This is a genomic window from Burkholderia perseverans (assembly GCF_022870505.1).
GTDB lineage: Bacteria > Pseudomonadota > Gammaproteobacteria > Burkholderiales > Burkholderiaceae > Burkholderia > Burkholderia plantarii.
Genome location: NZ_CP045094.1, coordinates 1,479,917 through 1,495,856, shown reverse-complemented (window position 1 = coordinate 1,495,856; position 15,940 = coordinate 1,479,917). Strand labels below are relative to the sequence as shown.

At 66.0% G+C, this 15,940-nt stretch carries 13 protein-coding genes; 2 read left to right on the top strand and 11 right to left on the bottom strand.

Going from position 1 to position 15,940, the window contains the following annotated elements; all coding sequences use genetic code 11:
* Positions 1-42: 42 nt before the first annotated feature.
* Positions 43-1,557, bottom strand: coding sequence for an exopolyphosphatase (ppx, locus tag BpN12_RS21225; protein WP_246797419.1), 1,515 nt, complete (start codon positions 1,555-1,557; stop codon positions 43-45).
* A gap of 353 nt (positions 1,558-1,910) precedes the next feature.
* Between ppx and ppk1 the strand changes: the two genes are divergently transcribed.
* Positions 1,911-3,974 carry a polyphosphate kinase 1 gene (ppk1, locus tag BpN12_RS21220; protein WP_246797418.1) on the top strand — a complete coding sequence of 688 codons (2,064 nt, stop codon included), beginning with the start codon at positions 1,911-1,913 and terminating at the stop codon, positions 3,972-3,974.
* 86 nt (positions 3,975-4,060) lie between these two features.
* On the opposite strand, the gene phoR is transcribed toward ppk1, so the two are convergent.
* From phoR to pstS, 7 genes are all read right to left on the bottom strand, one after another.
* Positions 4,061-5,371, bottom strand: coding sequence for a phosphate regulon sensor histidine kinase PhoR (phoR, locus tag BpN12_RS21215; RefSeq protein WP_246797417.1), 1,311 nt, complete (start codon positions 5,369-5,371; stop codon positions 4,061-4,063).
* A 66-nt stretch (positions 5,372-5,437) separates the two neighbouring features.
* Complete coding sequence (gene phoB, locus BpN12_RS21210; protein WP_026051494.1) at positions 5,438-6,139, bottom strand: phosphate regulon transcriptional regulator PhoB; 702 nt, start codon at positions 6,137-6,139, stop codon at positions 5,438-5,440.
* Positions 6,140-6,172: 33 nt separating this feature from the next.
* Positions 6,173-6,877 carry a phosphate signaling complex protein PhoU gene (phoU, locus tag BpN12_RS21205; RefSeq protein ID WP_042624435.1) on the bottom strand — a complete coding sequence of 235 codons (705 nt, stop codon included), beginning with the start codon at positions 6,875-6,877 and terminating at the stop codon, positions 6,173-6,175.
* 16 nt (positions 6,878-6,893) lie between these two features.
* Positions 6,894-7,742: a phosphate ABC transporter ATP-binding protein PstB gene (gene pstB / locus BpN12_RS21200; protein WP_246797416.1), complete on the bottom strand. Its 849-nt coding sequence runs from the start codon at positions 7,740-7,742 to the stop codon at positions 6,894-6,896.
* 15 nt (positions 7,743-7,757) lie between these two features.
* Entirely contained in the window at positions 7,758-8,654 is an 897-nt protein-coding gene (pstA, locus tag BpN12_RS21195) for a phosphate ABC transporter permease PstA (RefSeq protein WP_246797415.1), read from the bottom strand.
* On the bottom strand, positions 8,651-9,628 hold the full coding sequence (gene pstC, locus BpN12_RS21190; RefSeq protein ID WP_246797414.1) for a phosphate ABC transporter permease PstC: 978 nt from the start codon (positions 9,626-9,628) through the stop codon (positions 8,651-8,653). Before pstC ends, pstA begins: the two co-directional genes overlap by 4 nt.
* A 112-nt stretch (positions 9,629-9,740) precedes the next feature.
* Positions 9,741-10,772 carry a phosphate ABC transporter substrate-binding protein PstS gene (gene pstS / locus BpN12_RS21185; protein WP_246797413.1) on the bottom strand — a complete coding sequence of 344 codons (1,032 nt, stop codon included), beginning with the start codon at positions 10,770-10,772 and terminating at the stop codon, positions 9,741-9,743.
* A 247-nt stretch (positions 10,773-11,019) separates the two neighbouring features.
* Here pstS and BpN12_RS33325 point away from each other — a divergent pair, with 247 nt between their 5' ends.
* Positions 11,020-11,154 carry a hypothetical protein gene (locus BpN12_RS33325; protein ID WP_280529157.1) on the top strand — a complete coding sequence of 45 codons (135 nt, stop codon included), beginning with the start codon at positions 11,020-11,022 and terminating at the stop codon, positions 11,152-11,154.
* A gap of 406 nt (positions 11,155-11,560) precedes the next feature.
* Here the strand turns inward: BpN12_RS33325 and glmM are convergent, their stop codons facing one another.
* The 3 genes from glmM to ftsH form a co-directional block, all read right to left on the bottom strand.
* A complete protein-coding gene (glmM, locus tag BpN12_RS21180) occupies positions 11,561-12,916 on the bottom strand; it encodes a phosphoglucosamine mutase (protein WP_246797412.1) in 1,356 nt (451 codons plus the stop codon).
* A 35-nt stretch (positions 12,917-12,951) separates the two neighbouring features.
* The gene (gene folP, locus BpN12_RS21175; protein WP_425306369.1) at positions 12,952-13,758 is read right to left on the bottom strand and encodes a dihydropteroate synthase; all 807 of its coding nucleotides are present in this window, start codon (positions 13,756-13,758) and stop codon (positions 12,952-12,954) included.
* 169 nt (positions 13,759-13,927) lie between these two features.
* Positions 13,928-15,817 carry an ATP-dependent zinc metalloprotease FtsH gene (ftsH, locus tag BpN12_RS21170; RefSeq protein ID WP_246797411.1) on the bottom strand — a complete coding sequence of 630 codons (1,890 nt, stop codon included), beginning with the start codon at positions 15,815-15,817 and terminating at the stop codon, positions 13,928-13,930.
* Positions 15,818-15,940: the final 123 nt, after the last annotated feature.

Sequence of the window (15,940 nt, the reverse complement as noted above, 5' to 3'; positions counted from 1 at the left end):
AGGCGTGCCCGCACGCGGTCGCGCGCGGGCGCGAGGCGACGCTCAGGCTTCGGTGTAGACGACGCGATACGGAATCCCGACCTTCTCCCACTCGGCCGCTTCCTGGCTCAGGCTGTAGTCGGTCAGCGGGTTCTGTTCGACCCAGCTGCTCGGCAGCCGCACTTCGTAGCCGCCCTTCTTCACATGCGACACCGACAGCTCGGGCAGCCCGGCATCGGTGCGCCGGCGGCACAGCAGCGCCGCGAGCCGCAGGCAGAACAGCAGCGGCCATTCCACGTCGCGCGACTGCGAGAGCTTGCCGAGCTTGCCCGCGTGGCCGAGCACGAGCGCGGCGAGCCGCGCCTGGTCGGTGCGCGAGAAGCCGGGCATGTCGGCGTTGCTGGTGATGTAGGCCGAATGCTTGTGATAGGCGCTATGCGAGATCGACAGGCCGATCTCGTGCAGCGCGGCGGCCCAGCCCACGAACATGCGATCCTCGACGCGGTGCGCCTCGTCGGTGAATTCGAGCTGGTCGTAGAAGCTGGTGGCGAGCGAGGCGATCCGGTCGGCCTGCGGGCGGTCCACGCCGTAGCGGCGCATGAAGCCCTCCACCGTCACGGCGCGCATGTCCTCGTGCTGCGCGCGGCCGAGCAGGTCGTACAGCACGCCGAGGCGCAGCGCGCCGTCGGTGGTGTCGACGTAGTCCACGCCGAGTTCCTCGAACACGGCCAGCATGATCGACAGGCCGCCCGCCAGCACCGGAATGCGGTCGGGCTTCAGCGCCACCAGCTTGAGCCGGTTCACGTTCTCGGCCTTGATCAGCGCGCGCTTCAGGCGTTCGAGGCCGCCGCGCGAGATGCCGTGGGTGATGCCGGCGTCGTTGAAGCCGTTGCCCTCGACCAGTTCGGCCAGCGCGCGCGCCGTGCCCGACGAACCGATCGCCTGGTCCCAGCCCGCCTTCTTGTATTCGCCCGAGATGATCTGGATCTCGCGCTTGGCCGCGAGCTCGGCCTGGCGCATCGTGTATTCGTCGACGTTGCCGGCCGGGAAGAACTGGCGGCTGTGGCTCACGCAGCCGATGTAGAGGCTCTCCATCACGATCGGCGTGTAGTGCTGGCCGATGATGAATTCGGTCGAGCCGCCGCCGATGTCGACCACCAGCCGCTTGCCGGCGTTGGCGGGCACCGAGTGCGCCGCGCCCGCGTAGATCAGGCGCGCTTCCTCGCGACCCGCGATCACTTCGATCGGAAAGCCGAGCGCGGCCTGCGCCTCGACCAGGAATTCGCCGGCGTTCTTCGCCACGCGCAGCGTGTTGGTGGCGACCGCGCGCACGTGGTCGGGATGGAAGTCGCGCAGCCGCTCGCCGAAGCGCTTCAGCGCTTCCCAGCCGCGCTCCTGCGACGCGCGATCGAGCATCTTGTCCCGCGACAGGCCCGCCGCGAGGCGCACCGGCTCGCGCAATGCATCGACCGGGTAGATCTGGCTGCCCGCGGGAGTTTCCTCGACGCGTCCGACGATCAGCCTGAAGCTGTTCGAGCCGAGATCGACGGCGGCGAGTAGTTGCGGGGAAGTAACCATATCGGGTAAGGGCTCCGTGTCTCTTCGAGCCGGCGAGCCGCCACTGTGCCGACCCATACCATTCAAACGCGACATTTTAAGCGCTGTCGCCGCCGCGGTGTCGGATCATCGCGCCAATCCGGCCAGGCCGATTGGCAATCATGCGAAAAGCCAAGGTGATCCGGGCGTGGCGGACGTATTATTTGCAGACGAATCCTGATTGTCATCAAGAAGTCATCAAATCATGGAATGTCAGGCCGTATCATTCCGAAAGAAGTGAATATTCGTCATCAAGATGTCATCGAACCGTGAGAATTTCCGAAATTCCATTCCTGCCTGCTCCACCCGACTTCGAACCGCCATCCTCGCTGCCGATGTCCATTCGCTATCCGCTGCTCAACCGTGAACTAGGCATTCTCGGCTTCAACGAGCGCGTGCTCGCGCAGGCGGCCGACCCGCACGTGCCGCTGCTCGAACGGCTGCGCTTCATCTGCATCACCAGCAGCAATCTCGACGAATTCTTCGAGGTCCGCATGGCCGGCCTCCAGGAGCAGATGCGCGACAACCCCGGCGCGCTGTCGCCGGACGGCATGTCGCTGCAGCACGTCTACGACCTCGTGGTGGAGCGCGCGCAGCGGCTCGTCCACAAGCAGTACACGATGCTGCACGAGACCATCCTGCCCGCGCTCGAGACCGAGGGCATCTATTTCCACGGCACCGACACCTGGAGCGAGGCGCAGCTCGAATGGGCGCGCAACTATTTCCTCGACGAACTGCTGCCGGTGCTCACGCCGATCGGGCTCGATCCCGCGCATCCGTTCCCGCGCGTGCTGAACAAGAGCCTGAACTTCGTGGTCGAGCTCGAAGGCCGCGACGCGTTCGGCCGCCAGGCGCTGCTCGGCATCGTGCAGGCGCCGCGCGCGCTGCCGCGCCTGGTACGCATGCCGCAGGAACTGTCGGGCTTCCGCCACGGCTTCGTGCTGCTCAGCTCGCTGATGCAGCGCTTCGTCGGCGAGCTGTTCCCGAAGCTGGTCGTGAAGAGCTGCAACCAGTTTCGCATCACGCGCAACAGCGAGCTGTTCGTCGACGAGGACGAGATCACCAACCTGCGCGTGGCGCTGCAGGGCGAACTGCCGGCGCGCCATCTCGGCAACGCGGTGCGCCTCGAGGTGTCGGCCGACACGCCCGCGCACATCGTGCGGCGCCTGCTCGACGAAAGCGCCCTCAACGACAAGGACTGCTATCGCGTCCACGGCGCCGTGAACCTGGTGCGCCTGATGCAGCTGCCCGACCTGGTCGACCTGCCCGAGCTGAAGTTCGTGCCGCACACGCCGTCGACGCCGGCCGCGGTCGCCAACACCACCTCGATGTTCAGCGCGATCGATCGCGGCGACATCCTGCTGCATCACCCCTACGAAAGCTTCCAGCCCGTGCTGGAGCTGCTGCGCGAGGCCGCCAAGGATCCCAACGTGGTCGCCATCAAGCAGACCATCTATCGCACCGGCACCGATTCGCCGCTGATGGACGCGCTGATGGAAGCCGCGCGCAACGGCAAGGAAGTGACGGTGGTGGTGGAGCTGCTCGCGCGCTTCGACGAGGAAACCAACATCAACTGGGCCTCGCGGCTCGAGGCGGTGGGCGCGCACGTGGTGTACGGCGTGGTCGGCCACAAGTGCCACGCCAAGATGATGCTGATCGTGCGCCGCGAGAAGCGCGGCGGCAAGACCGTGCTGCGCCGCTACACGCATCTCGGCACCGGCAACTACCATCCGCGCACGGCACGCCTCTACACCGACTTCGGCTTCATGACGGCCGACCAGAAGATCTGCGAGGACGTCCACCACGTGTTCCAGCAGCTGACCGGCATCGGCGGCGAGCTGAAGCTGCACGAGCTGTGGCAGTCGCCGTTCACGCTGCATCCGCTGCTGATCGACGGCATCCGCAACGAGGTCGCCAACGCGCGGGCCGGCAAGCGCGCGCGCATCGTCGCGAAGATGAACGCGCTGCTGGAGCCGTCGGTGATCGCCGAGCTCTACGAAGCCTCGCAGGCCGGCGTCAAGGTCGACCTGATCGTGCGCGGCGTGTGCGCGCTGCAGCCGGGCGTGCCGGGGCTCTCGGAGAACATCACGGTGCGCTCGGTGATCGGCCGCTTCCTCGAGCATCACCGGATCTTCTACTTCCACGCGAGCGGCGCCGAGCGCGTCTACCTGTCGAGCGCCGACTGGATGGACCGCAACCTGTTCCGCCGCGTCGAGGTCGCGTTCCCGATCCACGATCGCAAGCTCAAGCGCCGCGTGATCGCCGAGGGCCTCTCGGTGTTCCTCGGCGACAATCAATCGGCCTGGCTGATGCAGAGCGACGGGCACTACAAGCGCCGCCGCGCGGGCAAGACGCCGCGCAGCGCGCAGCTCGGGCTGCTGGAGAAGTTCGGCGGCTGAGTTCAGTGCTTGAATTCAGCGGTCCAAATTGAAAAAAGGCCGCCCGATGCGAATCGGGCGGCCTTTTTTCCGGTGGGCGCACGGCCTCAGGCCACGTGCTGGCGGCGAATCGTGCGCTGCGCCGGGAAGCGCGCCGTGAACGTGCTGCCGCGCCCTTCCTCGCTCTGGATCAGCAGCTGGCCGTCGTGGCGCTGCAGCACGTGCTTGACGATCGCAAGGCCCAGGCCCGTGCCGCCGGTGTCGCGCGAGCGGCTGCGGTCGACGCGATAGAAGCGTTCGGTGAGCCGCGGCAGGTCCTCGGCCGGAATCCCGAAGCCGCTGTCCTTGACCGAGAACACGGCCTGCGAGCCGTCGCGGCGCCAGCTCACGCGGATCCTGCCGCCCTCGGGCGTGTAGCGCACCGCGTTGGTGACGAGGTTGCCGAGCGCGCTGAAGATCTCGGTCTCGGCGCCCGTCACGGTCAGCGTCTCGTCGATCTCGAAGCTGATCTCGTGATGGCCGGCCGACAGCGTCTGCGCGACGTCCTCGAGATGGCCGAGCACGTCGTCCATGTCGACCGGCTTGTCGGTCGGCGGCTTGCCCTCGCCTTCGAGCTTCGCGAGCACCAGCAGGTCGGTGACGATCTTGCGCATGCGCGAGGCCTGCTGCTCCATCATGTCGAGGTAGCGCGCGCGCTCGTCGTCGGACAGCGGCAGCTCGCGCAGCGTCTCGAGGAAGCCCGAGAGCACCGTGAGCGGCGTCTTCAGCTCATGCGAGACGTTGGCCACGAAGTCGCGCCGCATCGCGTCGGTGCGCTCGACCTCGGTGATGTCCTGCGTGAGCAGCAGCTTGCGGTTGTCGCCATAGGGGAACACCTGCACCGCGATCACGTGCTGGCGCCCCTCGCCCATGCCGCGCATCACCACCATCTCGTCGTAGTGCTGCGAGTTCAGGTAGCGCACGAAGTCGGGATGGCGGACCAGATGCGTGATGTGCTGGCGCAGGTCGCGCTTCGCGTCGAGCCCGAAATGCAGCTCGGCGATCGCGTTGCACCACTCGATCTGGTCGTGGTCGTCGAGCATCGCCACGCCGTTCGGCGAGGCCTGGATCGCCTGGATGAAGCGCGAATGCTGCTGCTCGACCTGGCGCACCTGCGCGTGCCATTGCTTGGCGAGCTTGTGCAGCCGGTAGTAGATCTCGCCCCAGATGCCGGGCGCACTCGGCACTTCGCCGTACACAGGCGCGTCGAGCAGGCGCCAGAGGCGTTGCGTGTGGAAGGTGGCGAAGAATGCCTGGGCGACCAGCAGCAGGACGCCGACCGTGAGGCCCGCGCGCAGGCCGATCGTCACGCCGGCCAGGATCGCGACCAGCGCGAGGAGGACGAGCGACACCAGGAAGCGCACCCAGATGATGTTCATGGCTGGCGCTCGAAAGAAGACGGGAGAACGGTGAGAGACGGCGCGCGGCACGCGCGCCGTGCCAGGTTACGCGTGCTTGGCGAGGCGGTAGCCGCTGCCGCGCACGGTTTCGATCATAGCATCGCAGCCGGCGGGCTTCAGTGCCGCGCGCAGGCGCTTGATGTGGACGTCGACGGTGCGTTCCTCGACGAACACGTGGTCGCCCCACACCTGGTCGAGCAACTGCGTGCGGCTGTGGACGCGCTCCGGATGCGTCATGAAGAAATGCAGCAGGCGGAACTCGGTCGGGCCGAGGTCGAGCTTGATCTCGCTGCCTTCGGCGCTGGCCGCCACGCGATGCGTGGCCGGGTCCAGCCGCAGGCCGTTGATCGACACCACGTCCTCGGTCAGCTGCGGCGCGCGGCGGCGCAGCACCGCCTTGATGCGCGCCATCAGTTCCTTCGGCGAGAACGGCTTGGTGACGTAGTCGTCCGCGCCGATCTCGAGGCCCAGCACCTTGTCCTGCTCGTCACCGCGCGCCGTCAGCATGATGATCGGGATGTGCTTGGTGCGCTCGTTGTTGCGCAGTTCGCGCGCGAACGCGATCCCCGACTTGCCCGGCAGCATCCAGTCGAGCAGGACGAGATCAGGCAGCACGTCGCTGATCAGGTTCTGGGCCTGCTCCGCGTTGTACGCGCGAATCGCACAATGTCCCGCATGCTGAAGGTTCACCGAAATCAGTTCGGAAATCGCGGGCTCATCTTCGATGACGAGAATGTTGCTGGGCATCGGCACCTCTGTCCGTCCTTGTTCTGACGTAGGTTAGCTATTGGCTTCGCGATCGAGCAGGTCGCGCGGCTGGTGCCGGACGTCCGTGCCCTTCACGATGTAGATGATGAACTCCGCGATGTTCTTCGCGTGATCACCGATCCGCTCGATCGCCTTCGCGATGAACAGGAAGTCGAGGCCGACCGAGATCGTGCGCGGATCTTCCTGCATGTACGACACGAGCTTGCGCACGAACGCACGGAATTCCTGGTCGATTTCCTTGTCGTCCTTGACGATCTGCGCGGCGGCCACCGTATCCAGGCGCGCGAACGCGTCGAGCGCGCGGCGCAGGATCGTCACGGCCATCTCGCCCGACACCTTGATCTCGGCGATGTTCACGCCGCGCGCGAGCGGCTCGTCGGCGAGACGGCGCACGCGCTTGGCGATCTTCTCGGCCTCGTCGCCGGCACGCTCGAGGTTCGTGATCGTCTTCGAAATCGACATCAGCAGGCGCAGGTCGCGCGCGGCCGGCTGGCGGCGCGCGATGATGTTGCCGCACTCCTCGTCGATCTCGACTTCCATGTGGTTGAGCCGGTCTTCGTTGGTGATCACGCGCTCGGCCGCCTGGCGGTCGAACTCGTTCAACGCGAACATCGCCTCGGTGATCTGCGCCTCGACGAGGCCGCCCATTTCGAGAACCTTCGACGACACCGCGTTCAGATCGGCGTCGAACTGGCTCGACAGATGCTTATCGGTCATTGTGTGTACTCCGCCATCAACCGAAACGGCCGGTGATGTAGTCTTCCGTTTCCTTGCGGGCCGGCTTGATGAAGATTTTCTCGGTATCGCCGAACTCGATCAGCTCGCCCAGGTACATGTAGGCGGTGTAGTCGGAGCAGCGCGCCGCCTGCTGCATGTTGTGCGTGACGATCACGACCGTGTAGTCGCTCTTCAGCTCCGCGATCAGTTCCTCGATGCGGCCCGTGGAGATCGGGTCGAGCGCCGAGCACGGCTCGTCGAGCAGCAGCACTTCCGGACGGATCGCGATGCCGCGCGCGATGCACAGACGCTGTTGCTGGCCGCCCGACAGGCCGTAGCCGCTCTGGCTCAGCTTGTCCTTCACTTCGTTCCAGAGCGCGGCCTTGGTCAGCGCCCACTCGACGCGGTCGTCCATTTCCGAACGCGTGAGCTTCTCGAACATCTTCACGCCGAACGCGATGTTGTCGTAGATCGACATCGGGAACGGGGTCGGCTTCTGGAACACCATGCCGATGCGCGCGCGCAGCAGCGAGATGTCCTGCTTCGATTCGAGCAGGTTCTCGCCGTCCATCACGATCGCGCCTTCGGCGCGCTGCTCGGGATAGAGCGCGTACATCTTGTTGAAGGTACGCAGCAGCGTCGACTTCCCGCAGCCCGACGGCCCGATGAACGCGGTCACCTTGCCTTCGGGAATGCGCATGTTGATGTTCTTCAGCGCGTGGAACTTGTTGTAGAAGAAGTTCAGATTGTTGACTTCGATCTTCGCTTCAATCGGCGCGAGCGGGCGCTGTGCCGACGCGCCGTTGCCGTCAGCGGGCGCGCTACCGTGTTCGATGGGGTTCAGGTGGCTTTCTGCCATGTTCATCGGATTGCTCCGCCGTTACTTTTTCGAGAAGATCGAGCGCGCGAGGATGTTCAGTCCCAGCACCCCGAGCGTGATCAGGAAGACGCCTGCCCAGGCCAACGACTGCCATTGCGCGAACGGGCTCATTGCAAACTTGTAGATCGTGACCGGCAGGTTCGCGATCGGCTTGCTCATGTCGGCCGAGAAGAACTGGTTCGACAGCGCCGTGAACAGCAGCGGCGCGGTTTCGCCGGCGATCCGGGCAACCGCGAGCAGCACGCCGGTGGTGATGCCGCCGATCGACGCGCGCAGCGTGATCTTCAGGATCATGCGCCATTTCGGTGTGCCGAGCGCGAACGCGGCTTCACGCAGTGCGTTCGGCACCAGGTTCAGCATGTTCTCGGTGGTGCGGATCACGATCGGGATCTGCAGCAGCGCGAGCGAGATCACGCCGGCCCAACCCGAGAAGCGGCCCGAAGGCGCCACCACGACTGCATAGACGAACAGGCCGATCACGATCGACGGCGCCGACAGCAGGATGTCGTTGATGAAGCGCATCAGGCTCGCGAGCCAGTTGCGCTGGCCGTACTCGGCGAGATAGACGCCGGCCAGCACGCCCACCGGGGTGCCGACGCAGGTGCCGAGGCCCACCAGCAGCAGGCTGCCGACGATCGCGTTGGCCAGGCCACCGCCATCGGTGTCCGGCGCCGGCGTCGACTCGGTGAACAGCTGCAGCGACAGGCCGCCGATGCCGAGGTGCAGCGTCGTATAGAGAATCCAGACCAGCCAGACCAGGCCGAACAGCATCGCGGCGAGCGACAGCGTCAGCGCGATGGCGTTGGTGCCCTTGCGGCGACGCTGCAGGCGCTCGCGCATCGCGTCGAGCGCGGCGCCGGACTGGCCGCCCGGCATGTTCAGAACGCGTTCGCTCATTTCTTGCCTTCTCCCTTCTGGAGGCGCAACAACATCAGTTTCGAGATCGCGAGCACGATGAACGTGATCACGAACAGGATCAGGCCGAGTTCCATCAGGGCCGACGTATGCAGCCCGGGAGCGGCTTCAGCGAATTCGTTCGCGAGCGCCGAGGTGATGCTGTTGCCGGGCGAGAACAGCGACACGTTGTCGAGCAGGTTGGTGTTGCCGATCACGAACGTGACCGCCATCGTCTCGCCGAGCGCGCGGCCGAGGCCGAGCATCACGCCGCCGATCACGCCGCTCTTGGTGAAGGGCAGCACGATCTTCCACATCACCTCCCAGGTCGTGCAGCCGATGCCGTAGGCCGATTCCTTCAGCAGCACCGGCGTGACCTCGAACACGTCACGCATCACCGAGGCGATGTACGGGATGATCATGATCGCGAGGATCACGCCCGCGCAGAGCAGGCCGATACCGATCGGCGGGCCCTGGAACAGCGCGCCGATCAGCGGGATCGGGCCGAGCACCTGGCCGAGCGGCTTCTGGAAATAGCCGGCGAAGATCGGGGCGAACACGAGCAGGCCCCACATCCCGTAGACGATCGACGGGATCGCGGCGAGCAGCTCGATGGCGATGCCGAGCGGGCGTCGCAGCCAGACGGGCGACAGCTCGGTGAGGAACAGCGCGATGCCGAAGCTCACGGGCACCGCGATCACGAGCGCGATGACCGAGGTCGCGATCGTGCCGTAGATCGGCACGAGGGCGCCGTAGACATCGGCGTTGGGGTCCCATTCGGACCGCCAGAGGAAACTGAGACCAAATTTTTCGATGGTCGGCAGCGACGCGATGATCAGCGACACGATGATGCCGCCCAGGACCAGCAGCGTCACGATTGCCGCAATGCGCGTAAGACCGCCGAAAATGACGTCGCCGAGCCGGCCGGGCGCACGCATCTGGCTTGCGGAGCGCGACGTGATAGGAAGATCGGACATGGGGGCCTGATTGTTCAGTGGCGGGACGACATCGACTGCCCCGCTTCATACCGCACGCGCCGCCCGGCACGATTGCCGGGCGGCGCGACCACGACTTGCTGCTACGAAGCGCTTACTGGGCGACCGGCTTGCCCGAAGCGTCCGTGACCTTCGTCTTCCACTGCTTGCGGATTTCGGCCGTGACCGACGCCGGCAGCGAGATGTAGTCCAGATCCGTGGCAGCCTTGCCGCCGTTCTTGAACGCCCAGTCGAAGAACTTCAGCGTTTCGGCGCCCTGCTCCGGCTTGTCCTGCTTGGCGTGCAGCAGCACGAACGTTGCGCCGACGATCGGCCATGCGTCCTTGCCTTGCTCGTTCGTCAGGATCTGGTAGAACGACTGCGACCAGTTCGCGCCGGCAGCGGCGGCTGCGAACGTTTCGGCCTTCGGCGACACCACGGCGCCCGATGCGTTCTTCAGGTCCGTGTAGATCATCGCGTTCTTCTTCGCGTAGGCCGATTCGACATAGCCGATCGCGCCCGGCAGGCGCTGCACGAAGGCGGCGACGCCGTCATTGCCCTTGCCGCCCGTACCCGTCGGCCAGTTGACCGTCGTGCCTTCACCGACCTTCGCCTTCCAGTCGGCGTTGACCTTCGACAGGTAGTTCGTCCAGATGAACGACGTGCCCGAGCCGTCAGCACGACGGACCACGGCGATGTCCAGATCCGGCAGCTTGACCTTCGGGTTCAGCGCAACGATCTCCGGATCGTTCCACTTCTTGACCTTGCCGAGGTAGATGTCGCCGAGCACTTCGCCCGACAGCGTGATTTCACCCGCCTTGATGCCCGGGATGTTCACGACCGGCACGATACCGCCAACCACCGTCGGGAACTGGAACAGGCCTTCCTTCGCGAGTTCGTCGTCCTTCAGCGGAGCGTCCGAGCCGGCGAAATCGACCGTCTTCGCGATGATCTGCTTCAGGCCGCCGGACGAGCCGATGCCTTGATAGTTGACCTTCGCGCCGCCGGTTTGCTGGTATTCGGCTGCCCATTTCGTGTAGATCGGCATAGCGAACGTGCTGCCCGCGCCAGTGATGTCGGCTGCGTGAGCGGCGACAGCGAAGAGCGCGCCGGCCAGGCCAGCAAACGCGGTTTGCATCAATTTCATGAGACCTCCAGTGTGTGAGCGGATGACTACGGCACCGCGAAGATTAGGGGGTCATCATGACAGTCACGTGACAATTGATGAACCTGATGTGACAGCAACATGACAGTCCGAAAGGTCTCGCGCGTACTCCCGCACGCCCCCGAATAGCTGCTTTCGCCAAGCCGGACAAGGCTTTTCGGACTGGCTGCGAAAATCGCCGGCGGCTCCCGGCACTTTCGGCGCCGGCGCTCGAGCCAACAAAACCGGCATGACAGCGCCGATTGTTCACCGTGTCCCGACGCTGGCGGCGATGCTCAACCAGATTAGGAGAAATGTCACAAAATGGCAGATTTTCCAGCGCGCAAACGATTTCGTCTGGGGAATCGCCTGCATCGATACTTGAGCGCTTCGGTCGGAAAAGCGCGGCGCGGCATGCAATCGGCTGGGGAAAATCGGGAAATCGCGATGCCCGCGACGGCTTCGACACGCCTGCCTGTGACAACAAGGTGCGCTGAACTGCCGCGGAAATGACAACGGCCGGGCGCCGGCATGGATCGCATCCGGCCGCACTGGTTCATCGGCGGCGAAGCAGCTGGCGGGTGAGTCGAACGCACCCGGCGATCAGGGTAAACATACGCGGCGAATCGACGTAGCGAAAACGGGCAGCGAAGCGCCCGGAGACGTCAGGGTTCGCCGCGCCCTTCAGCGCCCTTCAGCGTCCTTCAGCGCCGGCCAGCGGCGCGCGGCCTGAGCCGGCCCGCAACGCGGGCGCCCGCCCCCGACCGGCATCTGCCCCGCCGCGCCGCCGTTCAGGCCGTCGCGAGCCGCACCGCGCCGGCGATCGCCTCGGCGTGACGCTGCGCGTCGGCCGCGTCGCGCGCCTCCACCATCACGCGCAGCACCGGCTCGGTGCCCGAGGCACGGATCAGCACGCGCCCGCTCTCGCCGAGTTCGCGCTCGGCCGCGCCGATCGCGGCCTGGATCGTGGTGTCGTCCTTCCAGTTCGCGCCGGCCTTCATGCGCACGTTGATCAGCGTCTGCGGGAACAGCGCCACGCCCTCGAGCATCTGCGCGAGCGTCTTGCCACTGCGCTTCATCGCCGCCAGCACGAGCAGCGCCGAGACGATGCCGTCGCCGGTCGAATGCCGGTCGAGCGAGAGGATGTGGCCCGAGCCTTCCGCGCCGAGCAGCCAGCCGCGCTCGCGCAGCTGTTCCAGCACGTAGCGGTCGCCGACCGCCGCGCGCACGAACGGCACGCCGAGCTTCTGCAGCGCCACCTCGACCGCGAGGTTCGTCATCAGCGTGCCGACCGCGCCATGCACCTTGCCGCTGGTTTCGAGCCGATCCTTCACGAGCACGTAGAGCAGTTCGTCGCCGTTGTAGAGACGCCCGTCGCCGTCGACCACGAGCAATCGGTCCGCGTCGCCGTCGAGCGCGATGCCGAGGTCGCCGCCCTGCTCCTTCACCGCCGCGATCAGCGCCTCGGGCGCCGTCGCACCGACCTTGTCGTTGATGTTGAAGCCGTTCGGCTTCACGCCGATCGGCACGACGTCGGCCCCGAGTTCATGGAACACGTGCGGCGCGATCTGGTAGGCCGCGCCGTGCGCGCAGTCGATCACGAGCTTGAGCCCGCGCAGGTCGAACGCGGCCGGGAACGTGCTCTTGCAGAACTCGATGTAGCGGCCGTTCGCGTCGTCGAGCCGGCGCGCCTTGCCGAGGCCGTCGGACGCCTCGCAGGCGAGCGGCTTGTCGAGCCACGCCTCGATCTCCTCCTCGGTCTCGTCGGGCAGCTTGTTGCCGTCGGCCGAGAAGAACTTGATGCCGTTGTCGTGATACGGGTTGTGCGACGCGCTGATCACCACGCCGGCCGCGAGCCGCAGCGCGCGCGTCAGGTAAGCCACGCCCGGCGTCGGCATCGGGCCGGCCAGCATCACGTCAACGCCGGCCGCCGAAAAGCCGGCCTCGAGCGCAGCCTCGAGCATGTAGCCCGAGACGCGCGTGTCCTTGCCGATCAGTACCGTCGGGCGTCCCGACGTGCCGCGCGCGTTCGCGTGCGCGAGCACCTTGCCGGCCGCGTAGCCGAGCCGCAATACGAAATCGGGGGTGATCGGCGCCACGCCGACCTCGCCGCGAATCCCGTCCGTACCGAAATAACGACGTCCCATGGATCGATTCCTCCTTGTCTGTCCGTCCGTTGTTGCTATGCGTGTTGCGCCGCGGCCCGCACGGCGCCCCAGATCTTCAATGCGTCGACCGTCGGCGCGACGTCGTGGACGCGGATGATGGCCGCGCCGCGTTCGGCCGCGCAGACCGCCGCCGCCACGCTCGCGGCGACGCGTTCGGCCGCCGGCCGGTCGATCAGCGCGCCGAGCATCGACTTGCGCGACATGCCGGCGAGAATCGGGTAGCGCGCACCGTCCGGGCGCGCCGGCGCGGTGTCGGGCAGCTTCGCGAGCAGCGCGTAGTTGTGTTCGACCGTGGCCTTGCCGAAACCGAAACCGGGATCGACGCTGATCCGCCGCGGCGCGATGCCGGCCGACACGAGCGCGGCCGCGCGTTCCGCGAGAAACTCGCGCACCTCGGCCACCACGTCGAGATAATCGGGTTCGCCCAGCTGCATCGTCTGCGGCTCGCCGAGCATGTGCATCGCGCAAAGCCCGCAATTCGCGCCGCTTACCGCTTCGATCGCGCCGGGCTGGCGAAAGCCCCAGATGTCGTTGATCAGGTCGGCGCCGGCCGCAAGCGTGGCGCGCATCACGTCGGGCTTGTAGGTGTCGATCGACAGCGGCACGTTCATCGCATGCAGCGCCTCGACGATCGGGACCACGCGCGCGAGTTCCTCGTCGAGCGGCACGGGCGGCGCACCGGGCCGCGTCGACTCGCCGCCGATGTCGATCAGGTCGGCGCCGTCGGCAAGCATGCGCTCGGCCTGGCGCAGCGCGGCGTCGCGGACCACGTAGCGGCCGCCGTCGGAAAACGAGTCGGGGGTCACGTTGAGGATGCCCATCACGAGCGGGCGCTCGAACGTCAGCGTGAAGCGGCCGCATTGCAGCGGCGCGGGAATGCAATGATCGGGGAAAATCGACACGTCAGCGAAAATCTGGGGCAAGCCGGAAACAAAACGGGCCGGTGTGATTCACACCAGCCCGTCAACTCGATCTCGTTACAAGACTACATCAAGCCGGCGCCGTCGCGTTGCCCGGCTTGACTTCGGCGCCGGCACCGCCCGACGGATCGCTCGCCGGCGGCACGTTGCCGCTGTTCTTCGGCGAACGCGGCGGCCGGCCGGCCATGATGTCGTTGATCTGGTCGGCGTCGATCGTTTCCCACTCCATCAGCGCGGCGGTCATCGCCTCGACCTTGTCGCGATTCTCGTCGAGCAGGCGGCGAGCGAGGCCGTATTGATCGTCGATCACGCGGCGGATTTCCGCATCGACCTTCTGCTGCGTCGCTTCCGAGATCGCGCGCGTGAAGCCCTTGCCGAACGGGCCGCCGTCGTTCTCGTCGTCGGCGTAGACCATCGGCCCGAGCGCGTCGGTCATGCCGAAGCGCGTCACCATCGCGCGCGCCGTCTGCGTCGCCTTGTTGAAGTCGTCCGACGCGCCGGTGCTCACGAGGTTCATGAACAGTTCCTCGGCCACACGGCCACCGAACAGGATCGCGAGGCGATCGAGCAGGTAGTCCTTCGAGTACGTCTCGTTGTCATGCTCGGGCAGCTGCCAGGTCACGCCGAGCGCGCGACCGCGCGGGATGATCGTGACCTTGTGGACCGGATCGGCCTTCGGCAGCAGTTTCGCGATCACGGCATGGCCGGCTTCGTGGTACGCCGTGGCGCGCTTCGCCTCTTCACGGATCACGGCCGACTTGCGCTCCGGACCCATGAAGATCTTGTCCTTGGCGTCCTCGAAATCCTGCATCTCGACGATGCGCTTGCCGCGGCGTGCCGCGAACAGCGCCGCCTCGTTGACGAGGTTCGCGAGATCGGCACCCGAGAAGCCCGGCGTGCCGCGTGCGAGCACGGCCGCGTCGACGTCGTTCGAGATCGGCACCTTGCGCAGGTGGACGCGCATGATCTGCTCGCGGCCACGAATGTCGGGCAGGCCGACGTAGACCTGGCGGTCGAAACGGCCCGGACGCAGCAGCGCCTTGTCGAGCACGTCGGAACGGTTCGTCGCGGCGATCACGATCACGCCCGAGTTCGCCTCGAAGCCGTCCATCTCGACCAGCATCTGGTTCAGCGTCTGCTCGCGCTCGTCGTTGCCGCCGCCCATGCCGGCGCCGCGATGGCGGCCGACCGCGTCGATTTCATCGATGAACACGATGCACGGCGCATGCTTCTTGGCCTGCTCGAACATGTCGCGCACGCGGGCCGCGCCCACGCCGACGAACATTTCGACGAAATCCGAACCGGAGATGCTGAAGAACGGCACCTTCGCTTCGCCGGCGATCGCGCGGGCGAGCAGCGTCTTGCCGGTCCCCGGTGGGCCGACCAGCAGCACGCCGCGCGGGATGCGCCCGCCGAGCTTCTGGAATTTCTGGGGGTCACGCAGGAAATCGACGAGTTCGGAGACTTCCTCCTTCGCTTCGTCGCAGCCGGCGACGTCGGCGAAATTCACGGCGTTGTTGTTCTCGTCGATGAGCCGCGCGCGCGATTTCCCGAACGAGAACGCGCCGCCTTTGCCGCCGCCCTGCATCTGTCTCATCATGTAGAACCAGAACACGATGATGAGCAGCGTCGGCCCGAGATAGTACAGCGCGGAGACCAGCGCGTTCGGTTCGTCGTCGGCCTTGCCGCTCACCTGGACGCCGTACTTCATCAGGTCACCGACCATCCAGATGTCGCCGGGCGACACGATCTGGTATTTCTGGCCTTCGGCGGGAGTGACGGTGAGGTTACGCCCCTGCACGATGACGTTCTTGACCTTGCCGTTCTTCGCGTCGTCCATGAACTGCGAATACGACACACCTTCCTGGACGCGGGGCTTGTCGAACTGCTTGAACACTGTAAACAGCACCAGTGCGATCACGAGCCACACTGCCGCTTTCGAGAACATATTGTTGTTCAAAGCACCACTCCTTCACTCATAGACGAGCGCCTACATTCTACTTGCGGCGCTCCTGAGGCATTCTAATCCAGTCCGAAGCCCGTCGCCATAAGGTTCGCCAAACGCTGCGATAGTCAAACCCTA

Excerpts from the sequence above, each read along its gene's own strand:
- pstS (WP_246797413.1), bottom strand. The coding sequence starts at position 10,772 with ATGAAATTGATGCAAACCGCGTTTGCTGGCCTGGCCGGCGCGCTCTTC.
- phoU (WP_042624435.1), bottom strand. The coding sequence starts at position 6,877 with ATGACCGATAAGCATCTGTCGAGCCAGTTCGACGCCGATCTGAACGCG.
- phoR (WP_246797417.1), bottom strand. The coding sequence starts at position 5,371 with ATGAACATCATCTGGGTGCGCTTCCTGGTGTCGCTCGTCCTCCTCGCG.
- BpN12_RS33325 (WP_280529157.1), top strand. The coding sequence starts at position 11,020 with ATGACAGCGCCGATTGTTCACCGTGTCCCGACGCTGGCGGCGATGCTC.
- ppx (WP_246797419.1), bottom strand. The coding sequence starts at position 1,557 with ATGGTTACTTCCCCGCAACTACTCGCCGCCGTCGATCTCGGCTCGAAC.
- pstA (WP_246797415.1), bottom strand. The coding sequence starts at position 8,654 with ATGAGCGAACGCGTTCTGAACATGCCGGGCGGCCAGTCCGGCGCCGCG.
- glmM (WP_246797412.1), bottom strand. The coding sequence starts at position 12,916 with ATGGGACGTCGTTATTTCGGTACGGACGGGATTCGCGGCGAGGTCGGC.
- pstB (WP_246797416.1), bottom strand. The coding sequence starts at position 7,742 with ATGAACATGGCAGAAAGCCACCTGAACCCCATCGAACACGGTAGCGCG.
- pstC (WP_246797414.1), bottom strand. The coding sequence starts at position 9,628 with ATGTCCGATCTTCCTATCACGTCGCGCTCCGCAAGCCAGATGCGTGCG.
- phoB (WP_026051494.1), bottom strand. The coding sequence starts at position 6,139 with ATGCCCAGCAACATTCTCGTCATCGAAGATGAGCCCGCGATTTCCGAA.
- ppk1 (WP_246797418.1), top strand. The coding sequence starts at position 1,911 with ATGTCCATTCGCTATCCGCTGCTCAACCGTGAACTAGGCATTCTCGGC.
- folP (WP_425306369.1), bottom strand. The coding sequence starts at position 13,758 with ATGGGCATCCTCAACGTGACCCCCGACTCGTTTTCCGACGGCGGCCGC.